This window comes from Sphingomonas sp. AX6 (genome assembly GCF_902506605.1).
Taxonomy (GTDB): Bacteria; Pseudomonadota; Alphaproteobacteria; order Sphingomonadales; family Sphingomonadaceae; genus Sphingomonas.
The window spans coordinates 448502-472233 of record NZ_LR733979.1 but is presented as its reverse complement, the minus strand read 5'-3'; the positions used below and the strand labels follow the sequence as shown (position 1 = coordinate 472233).

General features: G+C 64.4%; 23 protein-coding genes. 15 read left to right on the top strand and 8 right to left on the bottom strand.

Annotated elements, in window-relative coordinates:
* Positions 1-32 precede the first annotated feature (32 nt).
* A complete protein-coding gene (locus ENHY17A_RS02325) occupies positions 33-968 on the bottom strand; it encodes a transglutaminase family protein (RefSeq protein ID WP_159714041.1) in 936 nt (311 codons plus the stop codon).
* Positions 968-3466, bottom strand: coding sequence for a circularly permuted type 2 ATP-grasp protein (locus ENHY17A_RS02320; protein WP_159709703.1), 2499 nt, complete (start codon positions 3464-3466; stop codon positions 968-970). The genes ENHY17A_RS02325 and ENHY17A_RS02320 overlap by 1 nt, the downstream gene beginning before the upstream one ends.
* Before the next feature lie 86 nt (positions 3467-3552).
* Here ENHY17A_RS02320 and pdxH point away from each other — a divergent pair, with 86 nt between their 5' ends.
* From pdxH to ENHY17A_RS02305, 3 genes are all read left to right on the top strand, one after another.
* Complete coding sequence (pdxH, locus tag ENHY17A_RS02315; protein WP_159709701.1) at positions 3553-4131, top strand: pyridoxamine 5'-phosphate oxidase; 579 nt, start codon at positions 3553-3555, stop codon at positions 4129-4131.
* 10 nt (positions 4132-4141) lie between these two features.
* A complete protein-coding gene (locus ENHY17A_RS02310) occupies positions 4142-5068 on the top strand; it encodes a cation diffusion facilitator family transporter (protein WP_159709699.1) in 927 nt (308 codons plus the stop codon).
* A 142-nt stretch (positions 5069-5210) separates the two neighbouring features.
* The gene (locus tag ENHY17A_RS02305; protein WP_159709697.1) at positions 5211-6005 is read left to right on the top strand and encodes a PhzF family phenazine biosynthesis protein; all 795 of its coding nucleotides are present in this window, start codon (positions 5211-5213) and stop codon (positions 6003-6005) included.
* A gap of 132 nt (positions 6006-6137) precedes the next feature.
* Here the strand turns inward: ENHY17A_RS02305 and mnmA are convergent, their stop codons facing one another.
* The gene (gene mnmA, locus ENHY17A_RS02300; protein ID WP_159709695.1) at positions 6138-7250 is read right to left on the bottom strand and encodes a tRNA 2-thiouridine(34) synthase MnmA; all 1113 of its coding nucleotides are present in this window, start codon (positions 7248-7250) and stop codon (positions 6138-6140) included.
* Between the two features lie 161 nt (positions 7251-7411).
* Here mnmA and ENHY17A_RS02295 point away from each other — a divergent pair, with 161 nt between their 5' ends.
* The 3 genes from ENHY17A_RS02295 (at position 7412) to ENHY17A_RS02285 (ending at position 8392) form a co-directional block, all read left to right on the top strand.
* A complete protein-coding gene (locus tag ENHY17A_RS02295) occupies positions 7412-7630 on the top strand; it encodes a hypothetical protein (protein ID WP_236547703.1) in 219 nt (72 codons plus the stop codon).
* A 100-nt stretch (positions 7631-7730) separates the two neighbouring features.
* The gene (gene sciP, locus ENHY17A_RS02290; protein ID WP_010160517.1) at positions 7731-8030 is read left to right on the top strand and encodes a CtrA inhibitor SciP; all 300 of its coding nucleotides are present in this window, start codon (positions 7731-7733) and stop codon (positions 8028-8030) included.
* A 110-nt stretch (positions 8031-8140) separates the two neighbouring features.
* On the top strand, positions 8141-8392 hold the full coding sequence (locus tag ENHY17A_RS02285; protein WP_159714037.1) for a GlsB/YeaQ/YmgE family stress response membrane protein: 252 nt from the start codon (positions 8141-8143) through the stop codon (positions 8390-8392).
* A 195-nt stretch (positions 8393-8587) separates the two neighbouring features.
* On the opposite strand, the gene ENHY17A_RS02280 is transcribed toward ENHY17A_RS02285, so the two are convergent.
* Together ENHY17A_RS02280 and ENHY17A_RS02275 are read right to left on the bottom strand one after the other, a co-directional pair.
* Entirely contained in the window at positions 8588-9307 is a 720-nt protein-coding gene (locus ENHY17A_RS02280; RefSeq protein ID WP_159709693.1) for an SIMPL domain-containing protein, read from the bottom strand.
* Between the two features lie 287 nt (positions 9308-9594).
* Entirely contained in the window at positions 9595-9855 is a 261-nt protein-coding gene (locus tag ENHY17A_RS02275) for a GlsB/YeaQ/YmgE family stress response membrane protein (protein ID WP_159709691.1), read from the bottom strand.
* 254 nt (positions 9856-10109) lie between these two features.
* Between ENHY17A_RS02275 and ENHY17A_RS02270 the strand changes: the two genes are divergently transcribed.
* The 4 genes from ENHY17A_RS02270 (at position 10110) to ENHY17A_RS02255 (ending at position 16243) form a co-directional block, all read left to right on the top strand.
* Positions 10110-11327 (top strand): efflux RND transporter periplasmic adaptor subunit, encoded by a 1218-nt coding sequence (locus ENHY17A_RS02270; protein ID WP_236547702.1) that lies wholly within the window; start codon positions 10110-10112, stop codon positions 11325-11327.
* An 11-nt stretch (positions 11328-11338) separates the two neighbouring features.
* Positions 11339-14497, top strand: coding sequence for an efflux RND transporter permease subunit (locus ENHY17A_RS02265; protein WP_159709687.1), 3159 nt, complete (start codon positions 11339-11341; stop codon positions 14495-14497).
* A gap of 45 nt (positions 14498-14542) precedes the next feature.
* A complete protein-coding gene (locus ENHY17A_RS02260) occupies positions 14543-14893 on the top strand; it encodes a hypothetical protein (protein WP_236547701.1) in 351 nt (116 codons plus the stop codon).
* A gap of 84 nt (positions 14894-14977) precedes the next feature.
* Positions 14978-16243 carry a DUF445 domain-containing protein gene (locus ENHY17A_RS02255; protein ID WP_236547700.1) on the top strand — a complete coding sequence of 422 codons (1266 nt, stop codon included), beginning with the start codon at positions 14978-14980 and terminating at the stop codon, positions 16241-16243.
* Between the two features lie 154 nt (positions 16244-16397).
* Here the strand turns inward: ENHY17A_RS02255 and ENHY17A_RS02250 are convergent, their stop codons facing one another.
* Positions 16398-17084: an HAD family hydrolase gene (locus ENHY17A_RS02250; protein ID WP_236547699.1), complete on the bottom strand. Its 687-nt coding sequence runs from the start codon at positions 17082-17084 to the stop codon at positions 16398-16400.
* A gap of 62 nt (positions 17085-17146) precedes the next feature.
* Here ENHY17A_RS02250 and ENHY17A_RS02245 point away from each other — a divergent pair, with 62 nt between their 5' ends.
* The 5 genes from ENHY17A_RS02245 to purH all read left to right on the top strand — a co-directional run bounded on the left by ENHY17A_RS02245 (position 17147) and on the right by purH (position 22339).
* Positions 17147-18256: an ABC transporter permease gene (locus ENHY17A_RS02245; RefSeq protein ID WP_159709683.1), complete on the top strand. Its 1110-nt coding sequence runs from the start codon at positions 17147-17149 to the stop codon at positions 18254-18256.
* On the top strand, positions 18253-19047 hold the full coding sequence (locus ENHY17A_RS02240) for an ABC transporter ATP-binding protein (protein ID WP_159709681.1): 795 nt from the start codon (positions 18253-18255) through the stop codon (positions 19045-19047). Before ENHY17A_RS02245 ends, ENHY17A_RS02240 begins: the two co-directional genes overlap by 4 nt.
* A complete protein-coding gene (locus ENHY17A_RS02235) occupies positions 19047-20012 on the top strand; it encodes an MlaD family protein (RefSeq protein WP_159709679.1) in 966 nt (321 codons plus the stop codon). Before ENHY17A_RS02240 ends, ENHY17A_RS02235 begins: the two co-directional genes overlap by 1 nt.
* Before the next feature lie 8 nt (positions 20013-20020).
* Positions 20021-20602: an ABC-type transport auxiliary lipoprotein family protein gene (locus ENHY17A_RS02230; protein ID WP_159709677.1), complete on the top strand. Its 582-nt coding sequence runs from the start codon at positions 20021-20023 to the stop codon at positions 20600-20602.
* A 147-nt stretch (positions 20603-20749) separates the two neighbouring features.
* Complete coding sequence (gene purH / locus ENHY17A_RS02225) at positions 20750-22339, top strand: bifunctional phosphoribosylaminoimidazolecarboxamide formyltransferase/IMP cyclohydrolase (RefSeq protein WP_159709675.1); 1590 nt, start codon at positions 20750-20752, stop codon at positions 22337-22339.
* 12 nt (positions 22340-22351) lie between these two features.
* Here purH and ENHY17A_RS02220 read toward each other — a convergent pair whose 3' ends face one another.
* A complete protein-coding gene (locus ENHY17A_RS02220; RefSeq protein ID WP_236547698.1) occupies positions 22352-23068 on the bottom strand; it encodes an energy transducer TonB in 717 nt (238 codons plus the stop codon).
* Between the two features lie 116 nt (positions 23069-23184).
* Complete coding sequence (locus tag ENHY17A_RS02215) at positions 23185-23724, bottom strand: SixA phosphatase family protein (protein ID WP_159709671.1); 540 nt, start codon at positions 23722-23724, stop codon at positions 23185-23187.
* Positions 23725-23732 lie beyond the last annotated feature (8 nt).

Genomic DNA, 23732 nt, shown 5'->3' with positions numbered 1-23732 from the left:
GCGAAGTCGAGAAACGCTCACGAGCACCTCGCTTACGTTGCTCGACTTCGCTCGAAACGAACTGCGTGGGGAGGCTCGGAAACCGTGGTCGCATCCAGCGGCTCCACGTCCACCGACACCTTCATCGCCTGCACGCCCGATCCCAGCACCACCCCATCGATCGGCGCGATGTCGCCATAATCGCGGCCGACCGCCATGACGATATGGTCGCCCGCCATCCAGATGCCGTTGGTGGGATCGAGCCCGACCCATCCCAGATTCGGCCCGCACCACAGCAGCACCCAGGCATGGGTCGCATCCGCCCCCACCAGCCGCGGCTGGCCTTCGGGCGGCAGCGTACGGATATAGCCCGATGCATAGGCCGCCGGCAGCCCTGCCGCGCGCAGCCCCGAAATCATGATCTGCGCGAAATCCTGGCACACGCCGCCGCGTTTCGAAAACGCTTCGATCGGCGGGGTATCGACCAAAGTCGCGGTCGTATCGAAGTCGAAATCCGACTGGATGCGCCGCGCCAGCGCGATTCCCGCTTCCAGAGCGCCACGCCCGGGGTCCAGATCGGCGGCGCAATAGTCGGCGATCGCGGGGTCGAGCGGAATGCGCGGCGACGGAAACAGATAGCTGGCCGGGCCAGAGGGAGAGATGTCGCGGCTCGCCCGTGCCCAGGCGGCGATGTCGGCGAGCGTCGGATCGTCCGCCGACGGCATCGGCACCGGACGATCGACATCGACGCGCGCGATGCTTTCGATGGTCAATTGCCTCACCGGTTTGTCCACCACCAGCCGCACGACATGCGCCAATCCTGCCTCGGCGCGCGCTGGCGCGGTGTGACTGTCGGGCTCGACGATCAGGTCGTAATCGAGCAACACCTGTCCCGGCCAGTCGATCGGCTTCAGCCGCAGATTGCACCGCGCGAACGCCACGCGATTGGCATAATCGAACCGCGTCACATGCCGGACCTGATAATGCATCATGCCAGCGTCAGCCCACCTGCGCGCAAGGGTTCGGCGCCTTGCAGGAAATACCGTCGCGCGATGCTTTCGGACAATTGTCCTAATCGACGCTCGAAATCGATCAGCAGCATCGGGTCCACGTTTGCCGCTGTCGCCGTCGTCACAAGCGCCGCGAGTTGCGTCGCCTGCGCCTGTTGCGGCTCGGCCAGTCCATCATCGGACAGGACCGGAAGCGCCGTCAGATGCGTAACGATCCGTTCGACCTGATAGGCCAGGCTGCGCGGATTACCAGGATCGAGCAGCACCAGATCGATGACGGGCACACGCGCGATGCCGGTCAGGTAACGCTGACGATAGCTGATCTGGCTGTCGCCCAGATCGAGCAAAGTGGACAGGTCGTCCGCGGTAGCATCGGTTCCCGCAAAGGCGCTGACCGCGCGGACGATTGACAGGCCGCGTTCGATCCGTCGCCCCATGTCCTGGAAGCGCCACGCATCGGTGCGCGCCATATGTTCGGCCGACAGCCCGGCGAGCGCGGCATAGCGTCGCTGGAGCGTGCCTGCGCGTTCGAGCAAGCTGCCCTTGACCGGAAACGGTGCGTCCAGCAGCCGAATCACATCCGCCGACAACCGGTCGCGCGATCCTGCGCCGATGTCCTGCGCGCTGCGGTTGATCGACCGGACGCTTTGCCAGCCCGATTCATGCTCCAGCGCATGACGGGCGAACCCGGTCAGTTCGGCACGCCGCATCGTTGCAGGCGCGGGGGCCGCACCCTTGGCGGCGATCAGATCGACCAACCCGCGCAATGTCGCCTCCGGCAGCGCCGCGCCGGTATCCGCGCTGATCGAGTGGCCCAGCAGAACGCGGATCGCCCCCAACAGCGCCTGCCCGCGCTCCAGATAGCGCCCCAGCCAGAACAGATTGTCCGCCGCGCGGCTGGGCAGCGTTCCCGGATTGCGCCGCAACTGCACCGAATCGACCGGCGGCAACAGCGATACCGCGTCGACCGGATCGGCCCCGTGAATGCATACATCGGCAGAGAAAGTGCCTTCGCCCATCACCGCCGCGCGCGGATCGGGATGCTCGCCGATGCGCGCGAAACCGCCGGGCAGCACCACCCATTTGCCGTTCGCATCGCGCGCCGCGAACACGCGGAGCGTAAAGGGCCGTGCCTCGATACCGTTTCCGGTTGCCACCGGCATGGTCGACAGCCGCACCACTTCCTGCCCGACATAATCCTGTGGCCGGCGGTCGAGATCGGCGAGCAGCCGCGCGCGCGCGTCCGCATCCAGTTCCGATCCCAGCGTGGGGCCGCCCGCAAGTCCCAGCACCGATTGCCCGAATGCGGGCGCGATCAACATGTTGGTCAGCTCGCTGCGTACTTCGTCGCATTCGCGCGGCTGGCCGCACCACCAGGTCGCGATATTGGGAATGCGTAAGGCTTCGCCCGTCAGCCTGAGCGCCAGCGACGGCAGGAACGCGGCGAAGGCGGGCGATTCCATCACGCCCACGCCCGGCGCGTTCGACACCACCACATTACCCGCCGCCATCGCATCGACCAGCCCCGCGACCCCGATCTGGGAATGCGAATCGAACGCCAGCGGATCGAGCAGGCGGGGATCGAGCCGACGCCACAACCCGTCGATGCGCTTCATGCCCGCGATCGTGCGGACATAGACCTGATCGTCGCGCACCGCGAGGTCCGCGCCCTCGACAAGCAGGAACCCTAGATAGCGCGCCAGATGCGCCTGTTCGGCATAGCTGGGGTTGAACCGTCCCGGTGTCAGCAGTCCGATGCGCGGTTCGGCACGCCTGCACGCCGCCGCGAGGCCATCGCGCATCCGCGCGAAAAACGGCGCATGCCGCTCGATATTCAACCGCGCCTGCAATCCGCCCAATGTCCGCGCCATCGCCAACCGGTTTTCCAGCGCATAGCCCGCCCCCGTCGGCGCGCGCAGATGATCGGCCAGCACGCGCCAGCCCCCTTCCGGGCCGCGACACAGATCGGCGGCGAAGAAATGCAGATGCTTGCCCCCCGGCGGCTCCATCCCCACCATCGGGCGCATGAAGAACGGGCTGCCCGCGACCAACGCTGCCGGAATCTGACCGCCCGCAACCAATCGGCCGGGGCCGTAAATGTCGGCGATCACGCATTCCATCAGCTCGGCACGCTGGGCGATTCCGCGTTCGATCCCTGCCCATTCGTGCCCGTCGATCAGCAGCGGGATCGGCGACAGTGGCCAGGGGCGCTCGTCGCTTTCGCCGGGGATACGAAAGCCGGTGCCGATATCCTCGGCCTGTCGCTGTGCGCGTTCGGTCACCAGCCCGATCGCCTCACCCGAGACGCTGGCCGCTTCCTCGAACGCCACGCGCCATGCCTCACGTGCATCGCCGCTGGCACCGCACAGCATGTCGGACGCAATCGTCTGGCTGCAATAATCGTCGATCCAGCGATCGGCGATCACGCACGCGTCGAACAGGTCGGCGGACGGGGCGGGAAGCACGGGGCCGGACATCGCGCTGACGCAACCACAAAGGATGCGGCGGCGCAACACGCTTGATCGGCTCGACAGCAAAAGGTGCGCGGCGTATCGCCCTTCCCATGCGCGAAACGATCCTGCCCCTGTTCGACGATTGGTATGCCCAGGCTCAGGCGGGCGAGCCAAACGATCCCAATGCCGTGGCGCTGGCAACCGTCGATGCCGATGGGCAGCCCGCGGTGCGCATGGTGCTGCTCAAAGGGCATGACGAGCGTGGCTTCGTTTTCTACACCAACCGCGAAAGCCGAAAGGCGGACGCGCTGGCGGCAAATCCGGTCGCGGCGCTGCTGTTCCACTGGAAATCGATCCGCCGCCAGATTCGCATCGAAGGCCGGGTCGAGCCCGTCAGCAATGCCGAATCCGACGCCTATTTCGCCAGCCGCAGCCGCGATTCGCAGCTCGGCGCATGGGCATCGGACCAGTCGCGCCCGCTCGATGCGCGAGAGACGTTCGAAGCGCGATTCGAGGCGATGAAGACGCGATTCGACGGCGGCGACGTTCCCCGCCCGCCGCATTGGGGCGGCTACCGCGTGATCCCGGCGAAAATCGAATTCTGGCAGGACCGCGCCCACCGCCTCCATGAGCGCCGCCTGTTCGTGCGCGCGGGCGATGGCTGGGACGAGATTTTGCTCTACCCATGAGCGTTCGGCGATGATCCCGCTCGCCAAACGCGCCGCGATCGCCAGCGTCGCCTGTGCGGTCACGCTCGGCCTCGTCAAATCCTGGGCGGCATGGACTACCGGATCGGTTGCGGTACTCGCCAGCCTGGCCGACAGCCTGCTCGATCTGGTCGCCTCTCTGGTCACCTTGTTCGCAGTGCATCTGGCGGCGCAGCCCGCCGACCACGACCACCGCTTCGGCCACGGCAAGGCGGAGGCACTGGCGGCGTTGTTTCAGGTCGCGCTGATCGCGGTGTCGGCCTTTTTCATCTTCGGTCAGGCGGTGTCGCGCTTCTCCGACGGCGCGCAGCCGAGCGAAGGCGCGATCGGCATCGGCGTGTCGGTCTTCGCGATCATCGTGACGCTGGCGCTGACCTCCTATCAAAAGCACATCATCGCCCAGACCCGGTCGGTCGCGATCGGGGCCGACCGGGTGCATTATCAAAGCGACCTGCTGCTCAATTCCGCGGTGATCGCCGCGCTGATTCTCGACCAGTATCTGGGGCTTAGCGTTGCCGATCCTCTGTTCGGCATCGCCATCGGCCTGTGGCTGTTGTTCGGCGCGTGGCGCGCCGCCGAAGAAGCAATCAATCAGTTGATGGACAAGGAATGGCCCGAGGAAAAGCGCCTGCGCTTCGTCGAAGTCGCGGCCCGCCATCCCGAGATCCGCCACCTCCATGACCTGCGCACCCGCACCAGCGGCAACAAGGATTTCGTCCAGTTCCACATGTGGATGGACGCGCACCTGACCGTCGCCGAGGCGCACGAAGTGGTCGAGCGCATCGAAGCGAGCTTCGCCGATGCCTTTCCCGATTGCGAGGTGTTCATCCATATTGATCCCGAAGGACGGATCGACGAGCCCGACAACCCGCTGGTCGAGGCGGACGAACTGGCCAAGCTGCGGGCGCGAACGTCGTGATTGTGGCTGACATCGGAATACCCTCCCAACCACCGCTTGTTTCGAGCGAAGTCGAGAAACGCGACCGCAACGCCGAGATCACGTTTCTCGACTACGCTCGAAACAAACGGTTAGGTGGTGCCCGAACTACGAAGGCATCCCCATGACCCACATACCCTTTGCCCAGATCGACGCCTTCGCCGACCGACCATTCGCCGGCAATCCGGCAGCGGTGATGCCGCTCGACGCCTGGCTCGACGATGCAGTGCTTCAGACCATCGCCGAGGAGAACAACCTCAGCGAAACCGCATTTCTGGTTGCCGACAATAGCGGCGCGGCGGACTACGAGCTGCGCTGGTTCACCCCCGCTACCGAAGTCGCCTTGTGCGGCCATGCGACACTGGCGAGCGGCCATTTCGTCCTGACGCGCGAGCCGCCACGCGACGGCGTGACGTTCCGCACCCGCAAGGCCGGGCTGCTGTCGGTCGAACGCGACGGGGCGGGTTATGCGATGGCGCTCCCCGCCTATTCGCCGCCACCAAGTGCATTGCCGGGGTTGAGGGCAGCGCTGGGGGTCGAAGGCGGCGAAACATTCCACCATCCGAACGGCTACGACCTTACCATGCTCGACAGCGCCGATGCCGTCCGCACCCTGACCCCCGATTTCCGCGCACTGGCAGCACTCGGCAACACGCTCAACATCGTCACCGCAGCGGGTGACGACACCGACATCGTCAGCCGCGTCTTTGCACCCGCCGCCGGGATCGACGAAGACCCGGTTACCGGCTCGGCGCACAGCGTCCTTACCCCGTTCTGGGCCGAACGCCTTGGTCGTGCCCGCTTCACCGCGTTTCAGGCGAGCAAGCGCGGCGGGCACATCGATTGCGAACTGCTGGGCGACCGGGTGGTGCTGCGCGGACGCTGCGTGACCGTGATCGAGGGACGGTTCACCCTTTAGGAGATCACCAAACCACCCGTCACCCCGGCCGGAGTGCCGGGGTCCACTGTGCCGAACGCTTATCGTTCAGTTTGAACGCTCAACGAAGCCGCCTGGTGGACCCCGGCACTTCGGCCGGGGTGACGGCGTAGTCTACGCGGCCGCTTCCAGCACCGCGCTTTCCGTCTCCGCGATCCAGCCGCCGCCCAGCACCCGCTCGCCCGCATAGAGCACCGCCGCCTGTCCCGGCGCGACGCCATACTCGGGGGCATCGAATACCAGCCGACCGCTCTCCATCCGCGCGGGCACTGGTTTGGCCATCGATCGCACCTTGGCCGTCAAAGGTCCGTCAAAATCGCCGCCCAGCCAATTGATGTCGGTCAGCTGCGCGGCGGCCACCGCCAGCGCGCGGCGTGGACCCACCACGACCTGCTGTCGCTCGGCATCCAGCCGCACGACATAGAGCGGCTCGGGGCTGCCGCCAATCTCCAGCCCGCGGCGTTGGCCGACGGTGAAATGGATGATCCCGCCATGTTCGCCCAGCTTGCGACCCGCGGTATCGACGATGTCGCCGACATGCACCGCATCGGGGCGCAGCTTGGTCACTAGCCGCGCGTAATCGCCGTCGGGGACGAAGCAGATGTCCTGGCTGTCGGGCTTGCCCGCGACTCCCAGTCCCAGTTCGGCCGCCAGTTCACGCACCAGCTTCTTTTCCATGCCCCCCAGCGGGAACCGCAGATAATCGAGCTGATCCTGCGTGGTCGCGAACAGGAAATAGCTCTGGTCGCGTGCCGGATCGATCGCGCGGTGAAGCTCCGCGCCCTCCACACCCTCGACGCGCTGCACATAATGGCCGGTCGCCAGGCAATCGGCACCCAAGTCGCGCGCGAGTTTGAACAGGTCGGTAAATTTTGGACCCATATTGCATTTAACGCACGGGATCGGCGTGCGACCGGCCAGATACTCGTCGGCGAAATCGTCGATCACCTGCTCGCGAAAGCTTGATTCGTGATCGAAGACATAATGCGCGATGCCCAGCCGGTCGCACACCGCGCGCGCATCGCGAATATCGCGTCCCGCGCAGCAGCTCCCCGCGCGCCCCACCGCCTCGCCATGGTCGTAGAGTTGCAGCGTCACCCCGATCGTCTCCGCCCCCGATCTGGCGGCAAGTGCTGCGACGACCGACGAATCGACTCCGCCCGACATGGCGACGACGATACGCTTTGCGCCCGTCGGCGCGCTCAACTGGAAATCGGCGGGAATCATGACGGGCTAGATAGTGCGCGCGGCCAAAAGACGCAAAGGCGCGGCGAAATTGGCAACCATGCGACGAAATGAAGCGACATTTACCAGCCCTTTAGCACTCGTCCCTACAACCGGCTTTTCCAGACAAGGCCAAACATAAGAGTCGAGTATCCCGCTTGGATTTGAGTTTCACCTTTGATCGCAACGCCTGCGTCACCCCGATCGAACCCGATCTGGCGGTGTTGCTGGTCGGGATCGCCGCGTGCCAGGCGGCGTCGCCGACCGCGCGAGTCCAGGCCGGGATGACGCAGACCGCCATCGCACGCGCGTTGCTCGCCCCGCGCGACGGCGCGTTCAATACCGCCGCGTCGCGCGCGGTAACGACCGGGAAAGACGCATGAACGCCGCGTTTACCCCGCCATTTCAGGCGATGTTCAAACCATCGCGTTATTCGTCGTTCGAGTCAGTAGCCGGGCGCCCCCGCCCGACCCGAGGGTTGTAATGATCGAAAACCAGAAAATCCGTCCCGCCAAGGTCATCGGTCCGCTCGGAGAGCCGCTGACCCTGGACACATTGCCCCCGCCCGAGACGACGCGGTGGGTCGTACGCCGCAAGGCCGAGGTGGTGGCCGCGGTCAACGGCGGACTGCTCAGCGTGGACGAAGTATGCGAGCGATACGGCCTGACGGTCGAGGAATTCGCCGGCTGGCAGCGCGCGATCGACCGGTCGGGCATGCCCGGCCTGCGCGTCACCCGCATCCAGCATTACAAGTCGCTCTACGAACGACAGCAGAAATATTAAGCGGTTAACGCACGACCGGAATCAGAACGCTCCCGGAACCTTACTTCCTTTCACGAGTCTTTGCCTCAGTACCCCGACGTAACCGGGGGATAACGGAGGGACTGAATATGATCGGAATTATCGTTTGGCTCGTCGTCGGTGGCGTATGCGGCTGGCTCGCCAGCCTGATCATGCGGACTGATGCGCAGCAGGGCATCCTGCTCAACATCGTCGTCGGCATTGTCGGCGCGTTCATCGCTGGCCTGATCTTCGGCGGCGGCATCAACGACGCGATCACCGTGACGACGTTCCTGACCTCGCTGGTCGGTGCAGTCATCCTGCTCGCCATCGTCAACCTGATCCGTCGCGGTTCGGTGCGCTAAACGCGCCGCCCGACTGGACGCAAAGAAAGGGCCGCCCCTGTGAAGGGAGCGGCCCTTTTTCGTGTCCCGCTGCTGCCGATCGCAGGGACTTCGGCAAATTTCGTCATTGCGAGCGCCGCGAAGCAATTCAGGTCGGCGCGGGTCGCTCTGTATTGCTTCGCTACGCTCGCAATGACACCCTGAAACTGCCTCGCCTTAACGAAGCAAAAACCGCACCGTCACGGTTGCGTTGATCTCTTGCTCGCCCGGCAACACCTGGCTGTCTTTCGCCATTTCGGCGCGCATCATCATCTGGGGCATCGGCTGCGGTGGCAGCGCGGTCGCGCCTTCGGCGATCACGAGAATACGCTCGACCCGCAACCCCGCCGCCTTGGCATAAAGTTCTGCACGAGCCCGCGCGCGGCGGATCGCGTCGGTGCGCGCTTCGTCCATCGCCGCGTCCATCGCCTCCACGCCCAAGTTCGGCCCGTCGATCTGGTTCGCGCCCTCGCGCACCAGCGCGTCCAGGATCGCGCCCGACTTCGCGACATCGCGAAAACGCACCGACACGGTGTTGGTCGCCTGATAGCCGGTGATCGTCGGCGGCACATTCTCTCCATAACGATATTGCGGATTGAGCTGGATCGTCGCGGTCTGAAGGTCGCGATCGGCGACGCCCGCGCGCTTCAGCGCGGCGATGACGCGGTCCATGCGGGCCGCATTTTCCGACAATGCCGCCTGCGCGGTCGTCCCTTGCGTCACCACGCCTGCGCGAATCGTCGCCAGATCGGGCACGCGGGTCGAGCGTCCCTCCGCCATGACGTCGAGCAAGGTCGCGTCGAGCAGCACCGGCGCTGCGGGCACCGCCTGCTGCTGGGCAGCCGCGGAAAGCGGGATAAGCATCGCGGCGGTTGCCGCCAATAGGATCGAACGCATGGGAATTCCTGTTCTATCGTTTTCCACGGCCGCAGATGCGCGCCGCAAGGGTGCGAATAACCAAGACGCAGACAACGTTCGCTGAACGTAAATTCGATCGAGTCTTGTACGACCGCCTCTCGGCGATGGGCGGCGGCACAGGCCCTCTCCCCCACCCACCACCCAAGACATGATGCTGATTGGGTGGTGGGTGGGGGAGAGGGCTGGTGCCGCCCGCGTGCGGGAGCGCGCCAAACAGACGAGGCGGGAGAATGCCGATGCTGCCTCATCGCCGTGGCGATCAAAACCTATCTAACCCGCCGCGCGATGATCAGACGGTACAACGCCAACAGCACGATCGCCCCCAGCGTCGCCGCGCCATAGCTGCGCCAAAAGCCGTCGAGTCCGACCCCCGCCGATTGCGCGACGAATCCGGCGAGCAATGCGCCCGCGATCCCGATCAGGATCGTCACGAAACATCCGCCGGGATCCTTGCCGGGCATGATGAACTTGCCCAGCGCGCCTGCCACCAGTCCGATCAAAAGCCAGCCAATTATACCGTCGGGCATCGTCCTCTCCCTCAAAATCGTCGCGCCTGATCACAGGATCGCGTGCCAAGGGTCGCGCGTCGCTTCGGCCATGGCAAGCCGGTATTTGGAACGCTATCGAAACACTTGCCTAACCCCCTGAAAAACGGCATTTGCGCGATCGATAAAAGGACCGCTTGTCGGCGGTGATCTATTCCTATAACACACAGGATAGAAACGGTCGGTGCAAGGTGCCGAGCGAAGGGTTGGGACAGATGGATATCGAGGGGCGGAGCATGGCCGACGGCCGAACGACGGTGATGCTGGAAGACGGAACCGAGCGTCGCTCGAATCGAAAAGCGTGGATCGTCGGCGGCATCGTCGCGATCGTCGCGATCCTGCTCGCGGCGTTCTTCTTCATGGGTGGTGACGAAGCCGCAGCACCGGATGCAGGTGCCGCTCCGGCGGGCAAATCGGGCGCGATGCCCACCGTCACGGTGGTGGTTCCCGGTCGTCAGGTTACGGGCAGCGTCATCACCGGCACCGGATCGCTTGCCGCACGCCGCGAAATGCCCGTCGGCGTGGCGGGCGAAGGTGGCCTTGTCACGCGTGTCCTGGTCGAACCCGGTAGCTGGGTCGGTGCCGGACAGGTGCTTGCCGTCGTCGATCGATCGGTCCAGTCGCAAACCGCCGAAACGCTGGCGGCGCAGGTCCGCGTCGCGCGCGCCGATGCCGATCTCGCTCAGTCCGAACTCGATCGCGCCAAGCAATTGGTGTCGCGCGGTTTCGTCTCGACTGCCGATATCGAGCGCCGCACCGCGACGCGCGACGGCGCGGTCGCCCGCGTTCGCGCCGCCGAGGCACAGCTTGCCGAAACCCGTGCGCGCAACAACCGGCTCGACATCCGCGCGCCCGCTGCCGGACTGGTGCTGACGCGCACCGTCGAGCCCGGCCAGATCGTGTCGTCGGGCAGCGGCGTGCTGTTCCGCATCGCCCAGGGCGGCCAGCTGGAAATGCGCGCGCAGCTCTCGGAAGGCGACCTTGCCCGCGTTAGCGCCGGGGTACAGGCCGAAGTCACCCCCGTCGGCAGCACCGAGGCATTCACCGGCCAGGTGTGGCAGGTCTCCCCGGTCATCGACCCGGCGACGCGCCAGGGCATCGCCCGCATCGCGCTCAGCTATTCGCCGGCACTTCGCCCCGGCGGGTTTGCCAGCGCACGCATCATCTCGGGTGCCAGTTCCGCGCCGGTGCTGCCGGATTCGGCCGTGCTCAGCGACAATGAGGGCAGCTTCGTCTATATCCTGAACGCGCAGAACGAAACGGTCCGCCGTGCGGTCACGATCGGCCAGGTCACCGATGCGGGCGTACAGATCGTACAAGGGCTGGACGGCACCGAACGCGTCGTACGCTCGGCAGGTGCGTTCCTGACGCCGGGCCAAAAGGTGATCCCGCGTCGCGAAGCGGCACAGGGGCAGGCGGCAGCGGCGCAACCTGCCGATCAGCCGAAACAGTAAGGACGGCAACCATGAACTTCCGCAACATGTCGGCCTGGGCGATCCGCAATCCTGTCGCGCCGCTCGTGCTGTTCCTGGCGCTGACGATCGCCGGGATCGTCAGCTTCATGCAGATGGAAGTGAATAACGAGCCGGATATCGAATTTCCGATCGCGATCGTCGTCATCAGCCAGCCCGGTGCCGCGCCGACCGAACTCGAAACCCAGGTCACCCAACGGGTCGAAGCGTCGCTGCGCTCGCTCCAGGGAATCGATCAGCTTAGCTCGACCGTCACCGAAGGCAGCTCGACCACTGTCGTACAGCTCGACATCGGCACGCCGATCGACCGCGCCGTCACCGACGTGCGCGAAGCCGTCAACCAGATTCGCAGCCAGTTGCCCGACGGCATCCTTGAGCCGCAGGTCTATCGCGCGAACACCACCGACAGCGATCTCGCCAGTTTCACTGCCATCGCCACCGACATGACGATGGAAGAGCTGAGCTGGTATGTCGACAACACCGTGGCCAAGGAACTGCTCGCGGTATCGGGCATGTCGACGGTCGAGCGCATCGGCGGGGTCAGTCGCGAAATCCGCGTCATCCTCGACCCCGCACGTCTGCAATCCTACGGCATCACCGCAAGCCAGGTGAACCAGCAGCTCCGCCAGACGAACGTCAACGCCGCCGGCGGACGCGCGGAAATCGCGGGTTCCGAACAATCGGTCCGCGTGCTGGGCAATGCCGAAGACGCCTATGCGCTCAGCCAGTCGCAGATTTCGATCGGCGGCGGACGCACCGTTCGGTTGGCCGACCTCGGACGGGTCCGCGACCTGTATGCCGAACAGCGCTCGTCGGCCGAATATAACGGCCGTCAGGTACTGGCATTCGACATCAAGCGCGCAAAGGGTGCCTCCGACGTCGAGGTTTTCTACGGCGCGCAGGAGAAGTTGGAGGCCTTGGCGACGCGCAACCCGGACGTTCAATTCGAACTGCTGTTCAACAACGTCCAATATGCCGAGGAACAATATAACAGCGCGATCGCGGCACTGCTGGAAGGCGCGGCGCTGGCAATCCTAGTGGTGTTTCTGTTTCTGCGCGACTGGCGCGCGACGATCATTTCCGCCCTTGCGATCCCGCTGTCGGCCATCCCCGCCTTCTGGTTCATGGACATGATGGGCTTTACGCTCAACCAGATGACGCTGCTTGCACTCAGCCTGGTGGCGGGCGTGCTGGTCGATGACGCGATCGTCGAAATCGAGAACATCGTTCGTCATATGCGGATGGGCAAATCCGCCTATCAGGCATCGATCGACGCTGCCGACGAAATCGGTTTGGCGGTGTTGGCAACGACGATGGCGATCGTCGCGGTGTTTCTGCCCGTTGGCCTGATGCCCGGCATTTCGGGTCAATATTTCAAGAATTTCGGTCTGACGGTGGTTGCTGCCGTGCTGATCTCGCTTGCCGTGGCGCGACTGATCACACCATTGTTGGCGGCCTATTTCCTGAAAGCAAAAGGCCATGCCAGCCACGGCGAAGGCTGGATCATGGACCAGTATATGAAAATCCTGCGCTGGACGCTGCGTCACCGCTGGTCGGCGATCGTCGCGGGGGCCACTGCGCTGGTCGCGACCGGGATCGTGTTCATGATGCTGCCCCAGGCGTTCCAGCCTGCGCAGGACCGCGACAATGTCACCGCCAATATCGAGATGGTCCCGGGCTCGACGCTGGAACAGACCGATCGCGTGGTCCAGCAGGTCAACGGTATTCTCGCCCAGCAACCTGGCGTGACCGATACCTATGCACGCAGTTTCGTCGGCAATGGGCGGGTTACGGCGATGCTGGCCGACGAACGCGAATTCACCAGCGTCGATTTCGAACGCGGCCTGGCGCAACAATTGGCCGCTATTCCGGATGCTCGCGTGTCGTTCCGCTCGCAGTTCGGCTGGGGATCCTCGGGCCGCGACCTCAGCATCACGCTGGGCGGTGACGACCCTGCGCTGCTGAACGAAACCGCACAAAAGATCATGACGGAAATGCAGGGACTGGGGACGATCGTCGCGCCGCGCATTTCCGGTGATCTGCAGCGTCCGGAAATCGTCATCCGCCCAAGGCTCGATCTCGCCGCCAATCTGGGTGTGACGACGCAAGCACTTTCCAGTGCGATCCGCATCGCAACCTTGGGTGATATCGATCAGAACAGCGCGCGGTTCTCGCTGTCGGACCGCCAGGTGCCCATCCGCGTCGCGCTATCGGAGGATTCGCGCACCCAGCTTTCGACGATCCAGAACCTGCCCGTTCCCACTCAGTCGGGGGGGGCGGTGCCGCTGTCGGTCGTCGCGGAAATCGATTTCGGCGCTGGACCGACCCAGATCGATCGCATCAACCAGATGCGCCGATTGGTGATCGGTGCCGATCTGGGTGTCGATCCCAAGACGGGCAAGCCCTATGTCTCGGGCGAAGCGATGAAGCAGATCAAGGCATTGCCGACGATGGCCGACCTGCCGATCGGCGTTACGGAACTGGATGTCGGTCCCGCCAAATGGCAGGCCGAGATGATCACGAACTTCGTCGTCGCGGTCATTTCAGGGATCATGCTCGTGTTTGCCGTGCTGGTTCTCCTCTACAAACGCATCATGCCACCGTTCGTCAACATGGGCTCGTTGCTGCTCGCACCGCTTGGCGGGCTGCTCGCGCTGCTCATCACTGGCAAGGAAATCTCTCTGCCCGTTTATATCGGGCTGCTGATGCTGCTCGGCATCGTCGCCAAGAATTCGATCCTGCTGATCGACTTCGCGCTGGAGGAAATGGACAAGGGCGTCGATAAGTTCACCGCGATCATGGACGCAGGGCACAAGCGCGCCCAGCCGATCGTGATGACCACCATCGCGATGACCGCGGGCATGGTGCCCACCGCGATCTCGCTTGGCGGCGATTCCTCATGGCGATCGCCGATGGGGGTCGTGGTGATCGGCGGACTGCTGCTTTCAACCTTGCTGACGCTGTTGATCGTGCCCGCCACCTTCAGCCTGGCGGTCGGGGTGGAGCGCTGGGTCGGACCGCGGCTGGCACGTCGATTGCTGACCTACAAACCCGGCGATGACGGGTCCGAAGTGATCGGCCCCGCGATCGACCACAAACCGGGTGGCGCACTGGGCTATGGTCAGGGCGATCATCCGAAACCTGCCGAGTGAGTGGTGACGTCCGATCGGTCGCTTGCCTCGTTCAGTCCCAAATCTATGGGATCGCTAAAGCCGGACAATTTGTTCGGGTGGAAAAGCTCACACGGGCAATCCGCGGTGGCGGCGGTTGCGCTGATCTTCACTTTCTGCAAATTTCTTGTCGACAGCACCGGGTTTAACATGCTGCCGACCAATATTGTGGGAGGGTATCTTGAAAATCATCATGGCGGCTGTGGCGGTAACAGTCTTTGCAACGGCATCATTACCCACGCCTCAGGCACAGACCTGTTCGGCTGCGGAATGGATCTGGGACACCTTCGTTGGCGGCTTGGGCTGTTCGGCACGATAACGGCGGTTGACGAACGAAGTGCTTTTCTTCGTTCGGGAATCGTGTCCGGCTATCGATGATATGCTGGCGCCAAGGGCACATGCGAACGAGTGGTGCCCACGCCTGGAAGTGAACCTTCCCCGGTTTCGGGGATTGTTACGGCGATGAACCTGTTCGCCCGCATCGCTCCCCCCGGAGAGTTGCCACCGCCCGAATTGCGCCGGATGCGCGCCATCGCGACGTTATTGCTCGTCGCGATGGCGGTGGTGTTCTTCGTCTCGCGCGCATTGATCGACCGCGATCCGGTCTGGGGCTTCGTCCAGTCGTTCGCGGAAGCCGCGATGATCGGCGGCATCGCCGACTGGTTCGCGGTCACCGCCTTGTTCCGCCATCCGCTCGGCCTCCCCATCCCGCATACCGCGATCGTGCCGCGCAACAAGGATCGCATCGCCGATTCGCTCGCGCGCTTCCTGCGTGATTATTTCCTGGTACCTGCAGTCGTCGCGCGGCGGATGCGTCGGCTCGACGTCGCAAGCGCCGCCGGGCGCTGGCTCGCGCATCCCCCCGAAGGCGGCGGAAGGTTACGCCACGGCGCATCGCGCATGGCCGCGGACCTGCTCGAATCGCTCGATCAGGAGCGGTTGGGCGGGATGGTGAAGGGCGCCATCGCCAGTCGGCTGCGCGCCACCAATATCGGGCCGATATTGGGTCAGTCGATCGCGGCCGCGCTGGCGGAGAACCGGCATCTGCCGTTGCTCGACGCTGCGATCCGCTGGATGGCGCGGACGCTCGACGCCAACGAACACCTGATCCGCGATATGGTGGAACGCCGCGCCAACACGCTGATGCGCTGGACTGGCCTCGACGAGCGACTGGCGAACGGGATCATCGACGGGCTGACCAAATTGGTCGCCGACATGGCTTCCGATCCCGGCCACCCGCTGCGCCTGAAGGCCGAGGACGCGCTTCAGAAACTCGCTTTCGACCTGCAATTCGATGTCGAAACGCAGGCCAAGGCCGACCGGGTCAAGGAGGAGCTGCTCGATAACCCCGCCTTTCAGCGCTGGATCGGCGGACTATGGGAACAGGGCCGCGCCTCGATGCTGCGCATGGCGCGCGACCCGGAGGCGGCGATGGCGGGTAAGTTCGGAGAGGCTCTGCGCCAGCTGGGCACCACGCTCGAAAAGGACGAGGCGCTGGCTGCCACGATCAACCGCTTCGCGCGCCGCGCGGCGGTGGGCGCAGCCGCGGACTATGGCGATTCGATCGTGAAGCTGGTCTCGGACACGATCCGCGGCTGGGACGCGCGCACCATCACCGGGCGGCTGGAAAATGCGGTGGGCCGCGACCTGCAATATATCCGCATCAACGGGACGTTGGTCGGCGGGCTGGTCGGCCTGTTCATCCACACCGTCGACGTGATGCTTTGAGCGTTTTCCGAGAAGATAGCCGTCACCCCGGACTTGTTCCGGGCTCCACCGGGCGGCGAATGACCACGCTTAATCACCAAACGTTGCGTAAGCGGCTTAGTGGACCCCGGAACAAGTCCGGGGTGACGGATTGGAAATGTGGGCAAGTCGACCCTCACTTGCCCCAGTCGAGCACGGTCCATCCCTTGGCCTTTGCCAGCTTTCGCAGCGGCGGATGGGGGTTGGTCGCGAATGCCTCGTCGGCCCATTCCATCGCCGGCGCATCGGACACATGATCCGAATAGAAGCGTACCTCCGCATCGGCGCGATCAATCCCCTGATCGGCGAACCACGCCTCGACCATCCGCAATTTGCCCGGCCCATAGCAATTCTCGCCGTCGATCAGGGCGGTGATGCGGTCGTCGTCATGGAACCGCGAACGGGTGGCGATCACCCCGTCGAACCCCAGCTGCTCGGCGATCGATTCGACGTAATAGCCGAACGATGCGGTCGCGAGCACCAGCCGAAACCCTTGGGCGTGGTCCTGCGCGATTCGTGCGCGGGCATCCTCGAACAATCCGGTCGCACAGGTCCGCTCGGCAAAGCTGTCGGCCAGCGCGCGCATGTCGGCGCGCGAGGTAAAGCGCCCGACCATCAGCTGTTGGGTCAGCTGTTTGAGCCGCGCCCGGTCGATCAATTTGGTGGCATAGCCGAGGCCATACAGCCCCGCGATCGGCATCAGCGCCAGCCGCCACGGCGCACGGTTTCGCGCGGCGTGGACCAGAAACGGCGTCCAGGTCGGCGCGCGCGTAATCGTCTTGTCCATGTCGTAAATGGCGATGCGATGCGGTCGTGCTTGCATGGCTTTTGCCTATGCGCTGAAAACCTTGCCGTTTCAGCCAAAATCGACCAAGGATGCGCCCGATGAGCGCCGCAGCCGACTTTCAGATCGACGAAAAGGATGGCGGCAGGACGTTACGCCTGAACGGCGACCTGTCGCTGGCACGGATGGGCGACCTGCCTGACCGGCTCGACCGCGACGCCGGGCAAATCGATCGCATCGACATGGCGGGCGTCAATCGGATCGATACCGTGGGTGCTTGGGTCGTCCACCGGCTGGCCACGCGCAACGATACGCCGATCGACGGGCTGAGCGACGACGGGCAGCGGCTGATGGCCAAGGTCAAGGGCGCCGACGAGCCGATCGCGAAGCCGATCAAGCACGGATCGTCCTTCACCCGCGTGCTGGGCGAAGTCGGCGAGGCGGTGTCGATCGCGGGCCGATCGACGCTTGGCCTGATCGGATTCATGGGCGCGACCACCATCGCGCTCGGCAACGTCATCCGGCACCCCAGCCGGTTCCGCTTCAATGCCACCGTCCACCGGTTCGAGGTGGTCGGCGTGTCCGCGCTCGGCATCATCGGGCTGATGAGTTTCCTGATCGGCATCGTCATCGCCCAGCAGGGTGCAGTGCAGCTGCGCCAGTTCGGTGCGGAAGTCTTCACGATCAACCTGATCGGGCGGCTGACGCTGCGCGAACTGGGACTGTTGATGACCGCGATCATGGTCGCCGGACGTTCGGGCAGCGCCTTTGCTGCCCAGCTTGGCACGATGAAGCTGACCGAGGAAATCGACGCGATGCGCACCATCGGCGTGTCGCCGATGGAGGCGCTGGTGCTGCCGCGCTTCTTCGCCGCGGTGTTGCTGATGCCGCTGCTGGGTTTCTACGCATCGATGATTTCGATCATCGGCGGTGGCCTATATTGCTGGGCGGCGCTTGGCATTCCGCCCGTCACCTTCATTCAGCGCATTCAGGAAGTCGTGCCCATCACCGACCTTTATGTCGGGCTGATCAAGGCGCCGGTGTTCGGTGCGATCATCGCGATGTCGGGCTGTTATCAGGGGATGCAGGTCGAATCGGACGCCGAACAGGTCGGCCTGCGCACGACGTCGGCAGTGGTGCAGGCGATCTTCCTCGTCATCGTCCTCGACGCGTTCTTCGCGGTGTTCTTCGAACGGATCGGCTGGATATGAGCCGCGAGGAATCGATCATCCGCGTCCGCGGACTCAAAAACAGCTTCGGCGAGCAGGTCATTCATGAGGGGCTCGACCTCGACGTGCGTCGCGGCGAAATCCTGGGCGTGGTGGGCGGATCGGGCACCGGCAAATCGGTGCTGATGCGATCGATCATCGGGCTTCAGACCCCCGATGAAGGCGAAATCTCTGTATTCGGCAGCGAAGTCGATGAGGATGAAACCGAATCGATCGACGTCCGCAAGCGGTGGGGCGTGCTCTTTCAGGGCGGTGCGCTATTCTCGACGCTGACCGTTGCGGAAAACATTCAGGTTCCACTTCGCGAATTCTATCCCGAGCTTAGCCCGGCGCTGATCGACGAGATTGCGGCGTACAAGGTGGTGATGACGGGTCTTGGCCCCGAAGCCGGACCCAAATATCCGGCCGAGCTGTCCGGCGGCATGAAGAAGCGCGCCGGGCTTGCCCGCGCGCTGGCGATGGACCCGGAATTGCTGTTCCTCGACGAGCCGACCGCCGGGCTCGATCCTATCGGCGCGGCGGCGTTCGATGAACTGACCCGGTCGCTGCAAAAGACGCTGGGCCTGACGGTCTTCCTGATTACCCACGACCTCGATACGCTCTATGCGATCTGTGATCGGGTGGCGGTATTGGCCGACAAGAAGGTGATCGCGATCGGCACGATCGACGAATTGCTGGCCACCGATCACAAGTGGATCCAGGAATATTTCAATGGACCGCGCGGTCGCGCGGCAGTCGATAGCGCGGATCGCGCTGCAAAGGCGACAAGCTGATGGAAACACGTTCGAACCATGTGCTGGTGGGGGCCGTCGTGCTGATCCTGCTGCTCGTCCTGGCACTGTTCACGGTCTGGCTCGCACGGCTCAGCGGTTCCGAAGAGCGTGAGTATGACATCTTCTTCAAACAGGCGGTCGACGGCATCAACCGCGGATCGCCGGTGGCGTTTTCGGGCGTGCCGTCGGGCCAAGTGAAGGAAATCACGCTCTACCAGCCCGATCCCCAATTCGTCCGCGTGCGCATTTCGGTGAATGCCGATGTGCCGATCCTTGAGGGCACCGTCGCCTCGATCCAGGGCATTGGTTTTACCGGAGTCAGCCAAATCCAGCTCGACGGCGCGGTAAAGGGTGCCCGTCCACTCGCCTGCCCCGAGGTGAACACCAAGGCTGCCTGTCCCGAAGGCGTGCCGGTGATCCCCACTCGCCAAGGCGGATTGGGCGCGCTGCTTTCCTCAGCGCCGCAATTGCTCGAACGCCTGACGTCACTGACCGAGCGGCTGACCGAACTCCTCTCCGATCGCAATCAGGTGTCGATCGCGGGTATTCTTGAGAACACCAACCGTTTGACCGATGCGCTCGCCGATCGTGGTCCCGAAATCGCTGCGACGCTGGCCGAAACCCGCATCGCCATCCAGCGCGCAGGACTTGCGGCGGAGGAAATCGGTGGGCTCGCCGCGACCAGCAACGAGATGATCGCCCAGGACATCCGCCCGGCAATGGCCAATCTGAACAAGACGATCGCATCGGCGCAGAATTCGATGGAGACGCTGGATGCCGCGATCGGCGATGCGCGGCCGGGCCTCCAGACTTTCTCCAAACAGACCGTGCCTGAGGTCAATCGACTGGTCGCAGATCTGCGCACGATGTCGTCGGCACTCGCCAATGTCGCCGAGAAGGTCGATCAACAGGGCGCGACCTCGATCATCTCGCAGCCCAAGCTGCCCGACTACGAACCCAAGTGAGAACGCATATGAAAAAGCTCCTCGCGCTCACCCCCGCCCTGCTGCTGGCCGGCTGCATCAGCTTCGGCGCGAAACCGCCGCCCTCGCTGCTGACGCTCAACAGCGCCGCTACATTGCAGGCAGGAGCCAGCCAGTCGAGCGCCAGCGCATCGACCATCGCCATTGCCGAGCCTGCGACGCCGCAGGAAATCGGTGTGACCCGCGTGCCGGTGCGGTCGAGCGATACGCAGGTCGCCTATGTCAAGGACGCGGTCTGGGTCGAAGTGCCCTCGCGCTTGTTCGCGCGCCTGCTCGGCGACACGATCACCGCACGCACGGGCCGCGTCGTCGTCGCGCCCGTCGGTGCACCTGTCCCGCCGACCGCGCGGCTCGAGGGCGATTTGCGCAATTTCGGCATGGACGAGGCCGGACTGGAAGCCGTCGTCACCTATGACGCCGCCCTTCAACGCGGTGAAAACGGCGCGCTGGAACGCCGCCGCTTCGAATCGCGGGTGCCGGTAACAGCGATCGACGCGACCACGGTCGGCCCAGCGCTGAACCAGGCCGCGAATACGGTCGCCAGCGAAGTGGCAGACTGGGTCGGGCGCTAAGACAAATCGCCACCCCGGCCCCCGTGCCGGGGTCCACCGCGCGGCAAGCGCCAGCGCTGTTGATCATCCGCGCCGCACCCGTCCCGTTCGTTTCGAACGGATCAAGGGGGGTTGCGCTGATATGCCCCTCGCGCGAAAGGGGCGCGCATGACCGACAGCCCCCTCGCCCGCGCGCTCCTTTCCGTTTCGGACAAGAGCGGCATCGTCGACCTCGGAACCGCGCTCGCCCGCCACGGCATCGAACTGGTGTCGACTGGCGGCACCGCCACCGCGCTGCGTGACGCCGGGCTGACGGTCCGCGACGTGTCCGACCTGACCGGCTTCCCCGAAATGATGGACGGGCGGGTTAAGACGCTGCACCCGATGGTCCATGGCGGCTTGCTCGCGGTGCGCGACAACCCCGAGCACGCAGCGGCGATGACCGAACACTCGATCGGCGCGATCGATCTGGTGGTCGTCAACCTCTACCCCTTCGCCCAGACCGTCGCGCGCGGCGCGGGCCGCGACGAGGTGATCGAGAATATCGACATCGGCGGCCCCAGCATGGTGCGATCGGCCGCCAAGAACCACGCGCATGTCACCATCGTCACCGATCCCGCGGATTATGCCGAGCTGATCGAAGCGCTCGACGCCAACAACGCCGCGACCAGCCTCGCTTTCCGCAAGCGCTGCGCGGCCAAGGCGTTCGCCGCCACCGCCGCTTACGATTCCGCCATCGCCCAGTGGTTCGCCTTCGCCGATCAGGGCGAGCGCTTCCCGCAGACCCTGCCCCTCTCGTTCAAGCGAGCCGAGGAACTCCGCTACGGCGAGAACCCGCACCAGTCCGCCGCGCTCTATCTCTCGAACGGCCCCGCCGCGCGCGGCATCGCACAAAGCGAGCAGCTTCAGGGCAAGGCGCTCAGCTACAACAACTACAACGACGCCGACGCCGCGCTTGAACTGGTCGCCGAGTTCGCGGGCGGGCCACCCACGGTCGTCATCGTCAAGCACGCCAACCCCTGCGGCGTTGCAAGCGCCGACACGCTGATCGACGCGTATAAAGCGGCATTCGCCTGTGACACCGTCTCCGCATTCGGCGGCATCGTCGCGGTCAATCGCACGCTCGACGGCGAAACCGCGCGTGCGATCACCGAAATCTTCACCGAAGTCGTCGCTGCCCCCGATGCCGATGACGAAGCCCGCGCGGTGTTCGCGGCGAAGAAGAATCTGCGACTGCTGCTAACCGGCGACCTGCCGGATGCCACACGTCCGGGCCTGATGGTCAAGACGATCGCAGGCGGGTTGCTCGTGCAAAGCCGCGACAACGGCGTCCTCGCCGACGACGCGCTGAAGGTGGTGACCAAGCGCGCGCCCACGCCCCAAGAACTCGCCGACTGCCGCTTCGCCTGGACCGTCGCGAAGCACGTCAAATCGAACGCGATCGTCTATGCGAAGGATGGTGCGACCGCAGGGATCGGCGCAGGCCAGATGAACCGGCTCGAGTCCGCCCGCATCGCCGCCTGGAAAGCCAAGGACGCTGCCGAAAAAGCGAGCTGGTCCGAACCCCGCACGATCGGCTCGGCCGTCGCCTCCGACGCCTTCTTCCCCTTCGCCGACGGCCTGCTCGCCGCGGTGGAAGCCGGTGCCACCGCCGTCATCCAACCCGGCGGCTCGATCCGCGACGATGAGGTTATTGCAGCAGCGGATGAGGCAGGACTGGCGATGGTGTTTACGGGGATGCGCCACTTCCGGCACTGAGAGAGCTGCGCGCTATTTTGGTGCTGCGATCGATTGCAGGTAGATGGCTTCACGGTAACTGGTCGGTTGTTTCGCAGGTTCGAATTTAAACGAATGGGCTGCCGCGCAAAGGTCGAAAAGCTTGGGTCGAATCCCACCATCCTCTACCAGGCAATTGGAGATGGAGCCATCATCCGCGATCTCGATCTTCGCAGTGCCGTAGCTGATATATCCCGTGACCGGTGTCAGGAATAGCGGCAGGGCTTGCGGATTATCGTCGCGAAAGATGATCTGCTTCCGTGCATCAACTACGCTGTTGTTGCCAATCGCACGAAAGATCGGTTGGCCCTCGGCAAGATTCGATGCGCGATGGAAGTAGAGGCAAAGGGTCATGCCTGCCGGGAGTTCGCCATCCCCGTCGCCCTCGCAGCTTTCGATCTCGCGATCTTCGGAAAACCGGATCAGGGCCTTTTCCTCCCACGACATTCGCGGCAATATTAACGTGTCCGGCATGGCCCATCGCATCGACCATGTGAAACGCCCTGCGATCATTTTGCCCGCGCTGTCCGTTGCAGGCACAAACTTGCCATTGTCGGACACCAAGCGGCACGTCCCATCGTCTAGCGCGTCGTGGCCGGACGAGCGCGTCACCGCACATCGCCGAACCTTTCCCGTTTCATCGACATCGATCTTCACACGAACATTGCCGGATTGTCGGTTCGTACGTGCTTCCGTGGGATAGTCCGACATCGATAGCCAACTAGGAAGATCCACGGGCTCTGCGACGGGAAGGTCCTGCACAATGGCGAGCATCATCGTTACCCACATCTGTCCGTTCCCCAATCATTATACCTACCCGGTATGGCTCAGTCCCCGTCCGGCCCCAGCGTGACATCCAGATCGCGTGGCCGGATAAACCGCACCAGCACGCCACCGGCTGCCTTGGCATCGGCCCAGCGCTCCACCGCGAAGTCGATTTCCGCGACGCTGGCGGTCGGGAATTTCACCTCCACCGCGTCGCGGGCGTGGCCGCCATCGTTGGGGGTGAGCAGCAGCACGAGATCTTCCAGACCCGGATTATGGCCGATCATCAGCACCCGGTCGGCACTGTCGGGCAGCGCGTGGATATGGTCGAGCAGCGTGTCGGCGGAGGCGAGATAGAGCGTCTTGTCCCACTCCGGCTCGGCCAGATCGCCATAACCGCGCGCGAAATCGTCGATCGTCTCTCGCACCCGCACCGCCGATGAAGCCACGACAAGATCGAACCGCAGCCCCAGCGACGCCAGATGATGCCCCATCAGCCGCGCGGCGCGCTGGCCCTTGGCATTGAGCGGTCGGTCGAAATCGCGAAGCACGGGATCGTCCCAGCCGGATTTGGCGTGGCGCAATATCGTCAGCGTCTTCATCCAAACCC

Coding starts and splice junctions, on each gene's coding strand:
- ENHY17A_RS02325 (WP_159714041.1), bottom strand. CDS start 968: ATGCATTATCAGGTCCGGCATGTGACGCGGTTCGATTATGCCAATCGC.
- ENHY17A_RS02320 (WP_159709703.1), bottom strand. CDS start 3,466: ATGTCCGGCCCCGTGCTTCCCGCCCCGTCCGCCGACCTGTTCGACGCG.
- pdxH (WP_159709701.1), top strand. CDS start 3,553: ATGCGCGAAACGATCCTGCCCCTGTTCGACGATTGGTATGCCCAGGCT.
- ENHY17A_RS02310 (WP_159709699.1), top strand. CDS start 4,142: ATGATCCCGCTCGCCAAACGCGCCGCGATCGCCAGCGTCGCCTGTGCG.
- ENHY17A_RS02305 (WP_159709697.1), top strand. CDS start 5,211: ATGACCCACATACCCTTTGCCCAGATCGACGCCTTCGCCGACCGACCA.
- mnmA (WP_159709695.1), bottom strand. CDS start 7,250: ATGATTCCCGCCGATTTCCAGTTGAGCGCGCCGACGGGCGCAAAGCGT.
- sciP (WP_010160517.1), top strand. CDS start 7,731: ATGATCGAAAACCAGAAAATCCGTCCCGCCAAGGTCATCGGTCCGCTC.
- ENHY17A_RS02280 (WP_159709693.1), bottom strand. CDS start 9,307: ATGCGTTCGATCCTATTGGCGGCAACCGCCGCGATGCTTATCCCGCTT.
- ENHY17A_RS02275 (WP_159709691.1), bottom strand. CDS start 9,855: ATGCCCGACGGTATAATTGGCTGGCTTTTGATCGGACTGGTGGCAGGC.
- ENHY17A_RS02270 (WP_236547702.1), top strand. CDS start 10,110: ATGGCCGACGGCCGAACGACGGTGATGCTGGAAGACGGAACCGAGCGT.
- ENHY17A_RS02265 (WP_159709687.1), top strand. CDS start 11,339: ATGAACTTCCGCAACATGTCGGCCTGGGCGATCCGCAATCCTGTCGCG.
- ENHY17A_RS02260 (WP_236547701.1), top strand. CDS start 14,543: ATGGGATCGCTAAAGCCGGACAATTTGTTCGGGTGGAAAAGCTCACAC.
- ENHY17A_RS02255 (WP_236547700.1), top strand. CDS start 14,978: ATGAACCTGTTCGCCCGCATCGCTCCCCCCGGAGAGTTGCCACCGCCC.
- ENHY17A_RS02250 (WP_236547699.1), bottom strand. CDS start 17,084: ATGCAAGCACGACCGCATCGCATCGCCATTTACGACATGGACAAGACG.
- ENHY17A_RS02245 (WP_159709683.1), top strand. CDS start 17,147: ATGAGCGCCGCAGCCGACTTTCAGATCGACGAAAAGGATGGCGGCAGG.
- ENHY17A_RS02240 (WP_159709681.1), top strand. CDS start 18,253: ATGAGCCGCGAGGAATCGATCATCCGCGTCCGCGGACTCAAAAACAGC.
- ENHY17A_RS02235 (WP_159709679.1), top strand. CDS start 19,047: ATGGAAACACGTTCGAACCATGTGCTGGTGGGGGCCGTCGTGCTGATC.
- ENHY17A_RS02230 (WP_159709677.1), top strand. CDS start 20,021: ATGAAAAAGCTCCTCGCGCTCACCCCCGCCCTGCTGCTGGCCGGCTGC.
- purH (WP_159709675.1), top strand. CDS start 20,750: ATGACCGACAGCCCCCTCGCCCGCGCGCTCCTTTCCGTTTCGGACAAG.
- ENHY17A_RS02220 (WP_236547698.1), bottom strand. CDS start 23,068: ATGTCGGACTATCCCACGGAAGCACGTACGAACCGACAATCCGGCAAT.
- ENHY17A_RS02215 (WP_159709671.1), bottom strand. CDS start 23,724: ATGAAGACGCTGACGATATTGCGCCACGCCAAATCCGGCTGGGACGAT.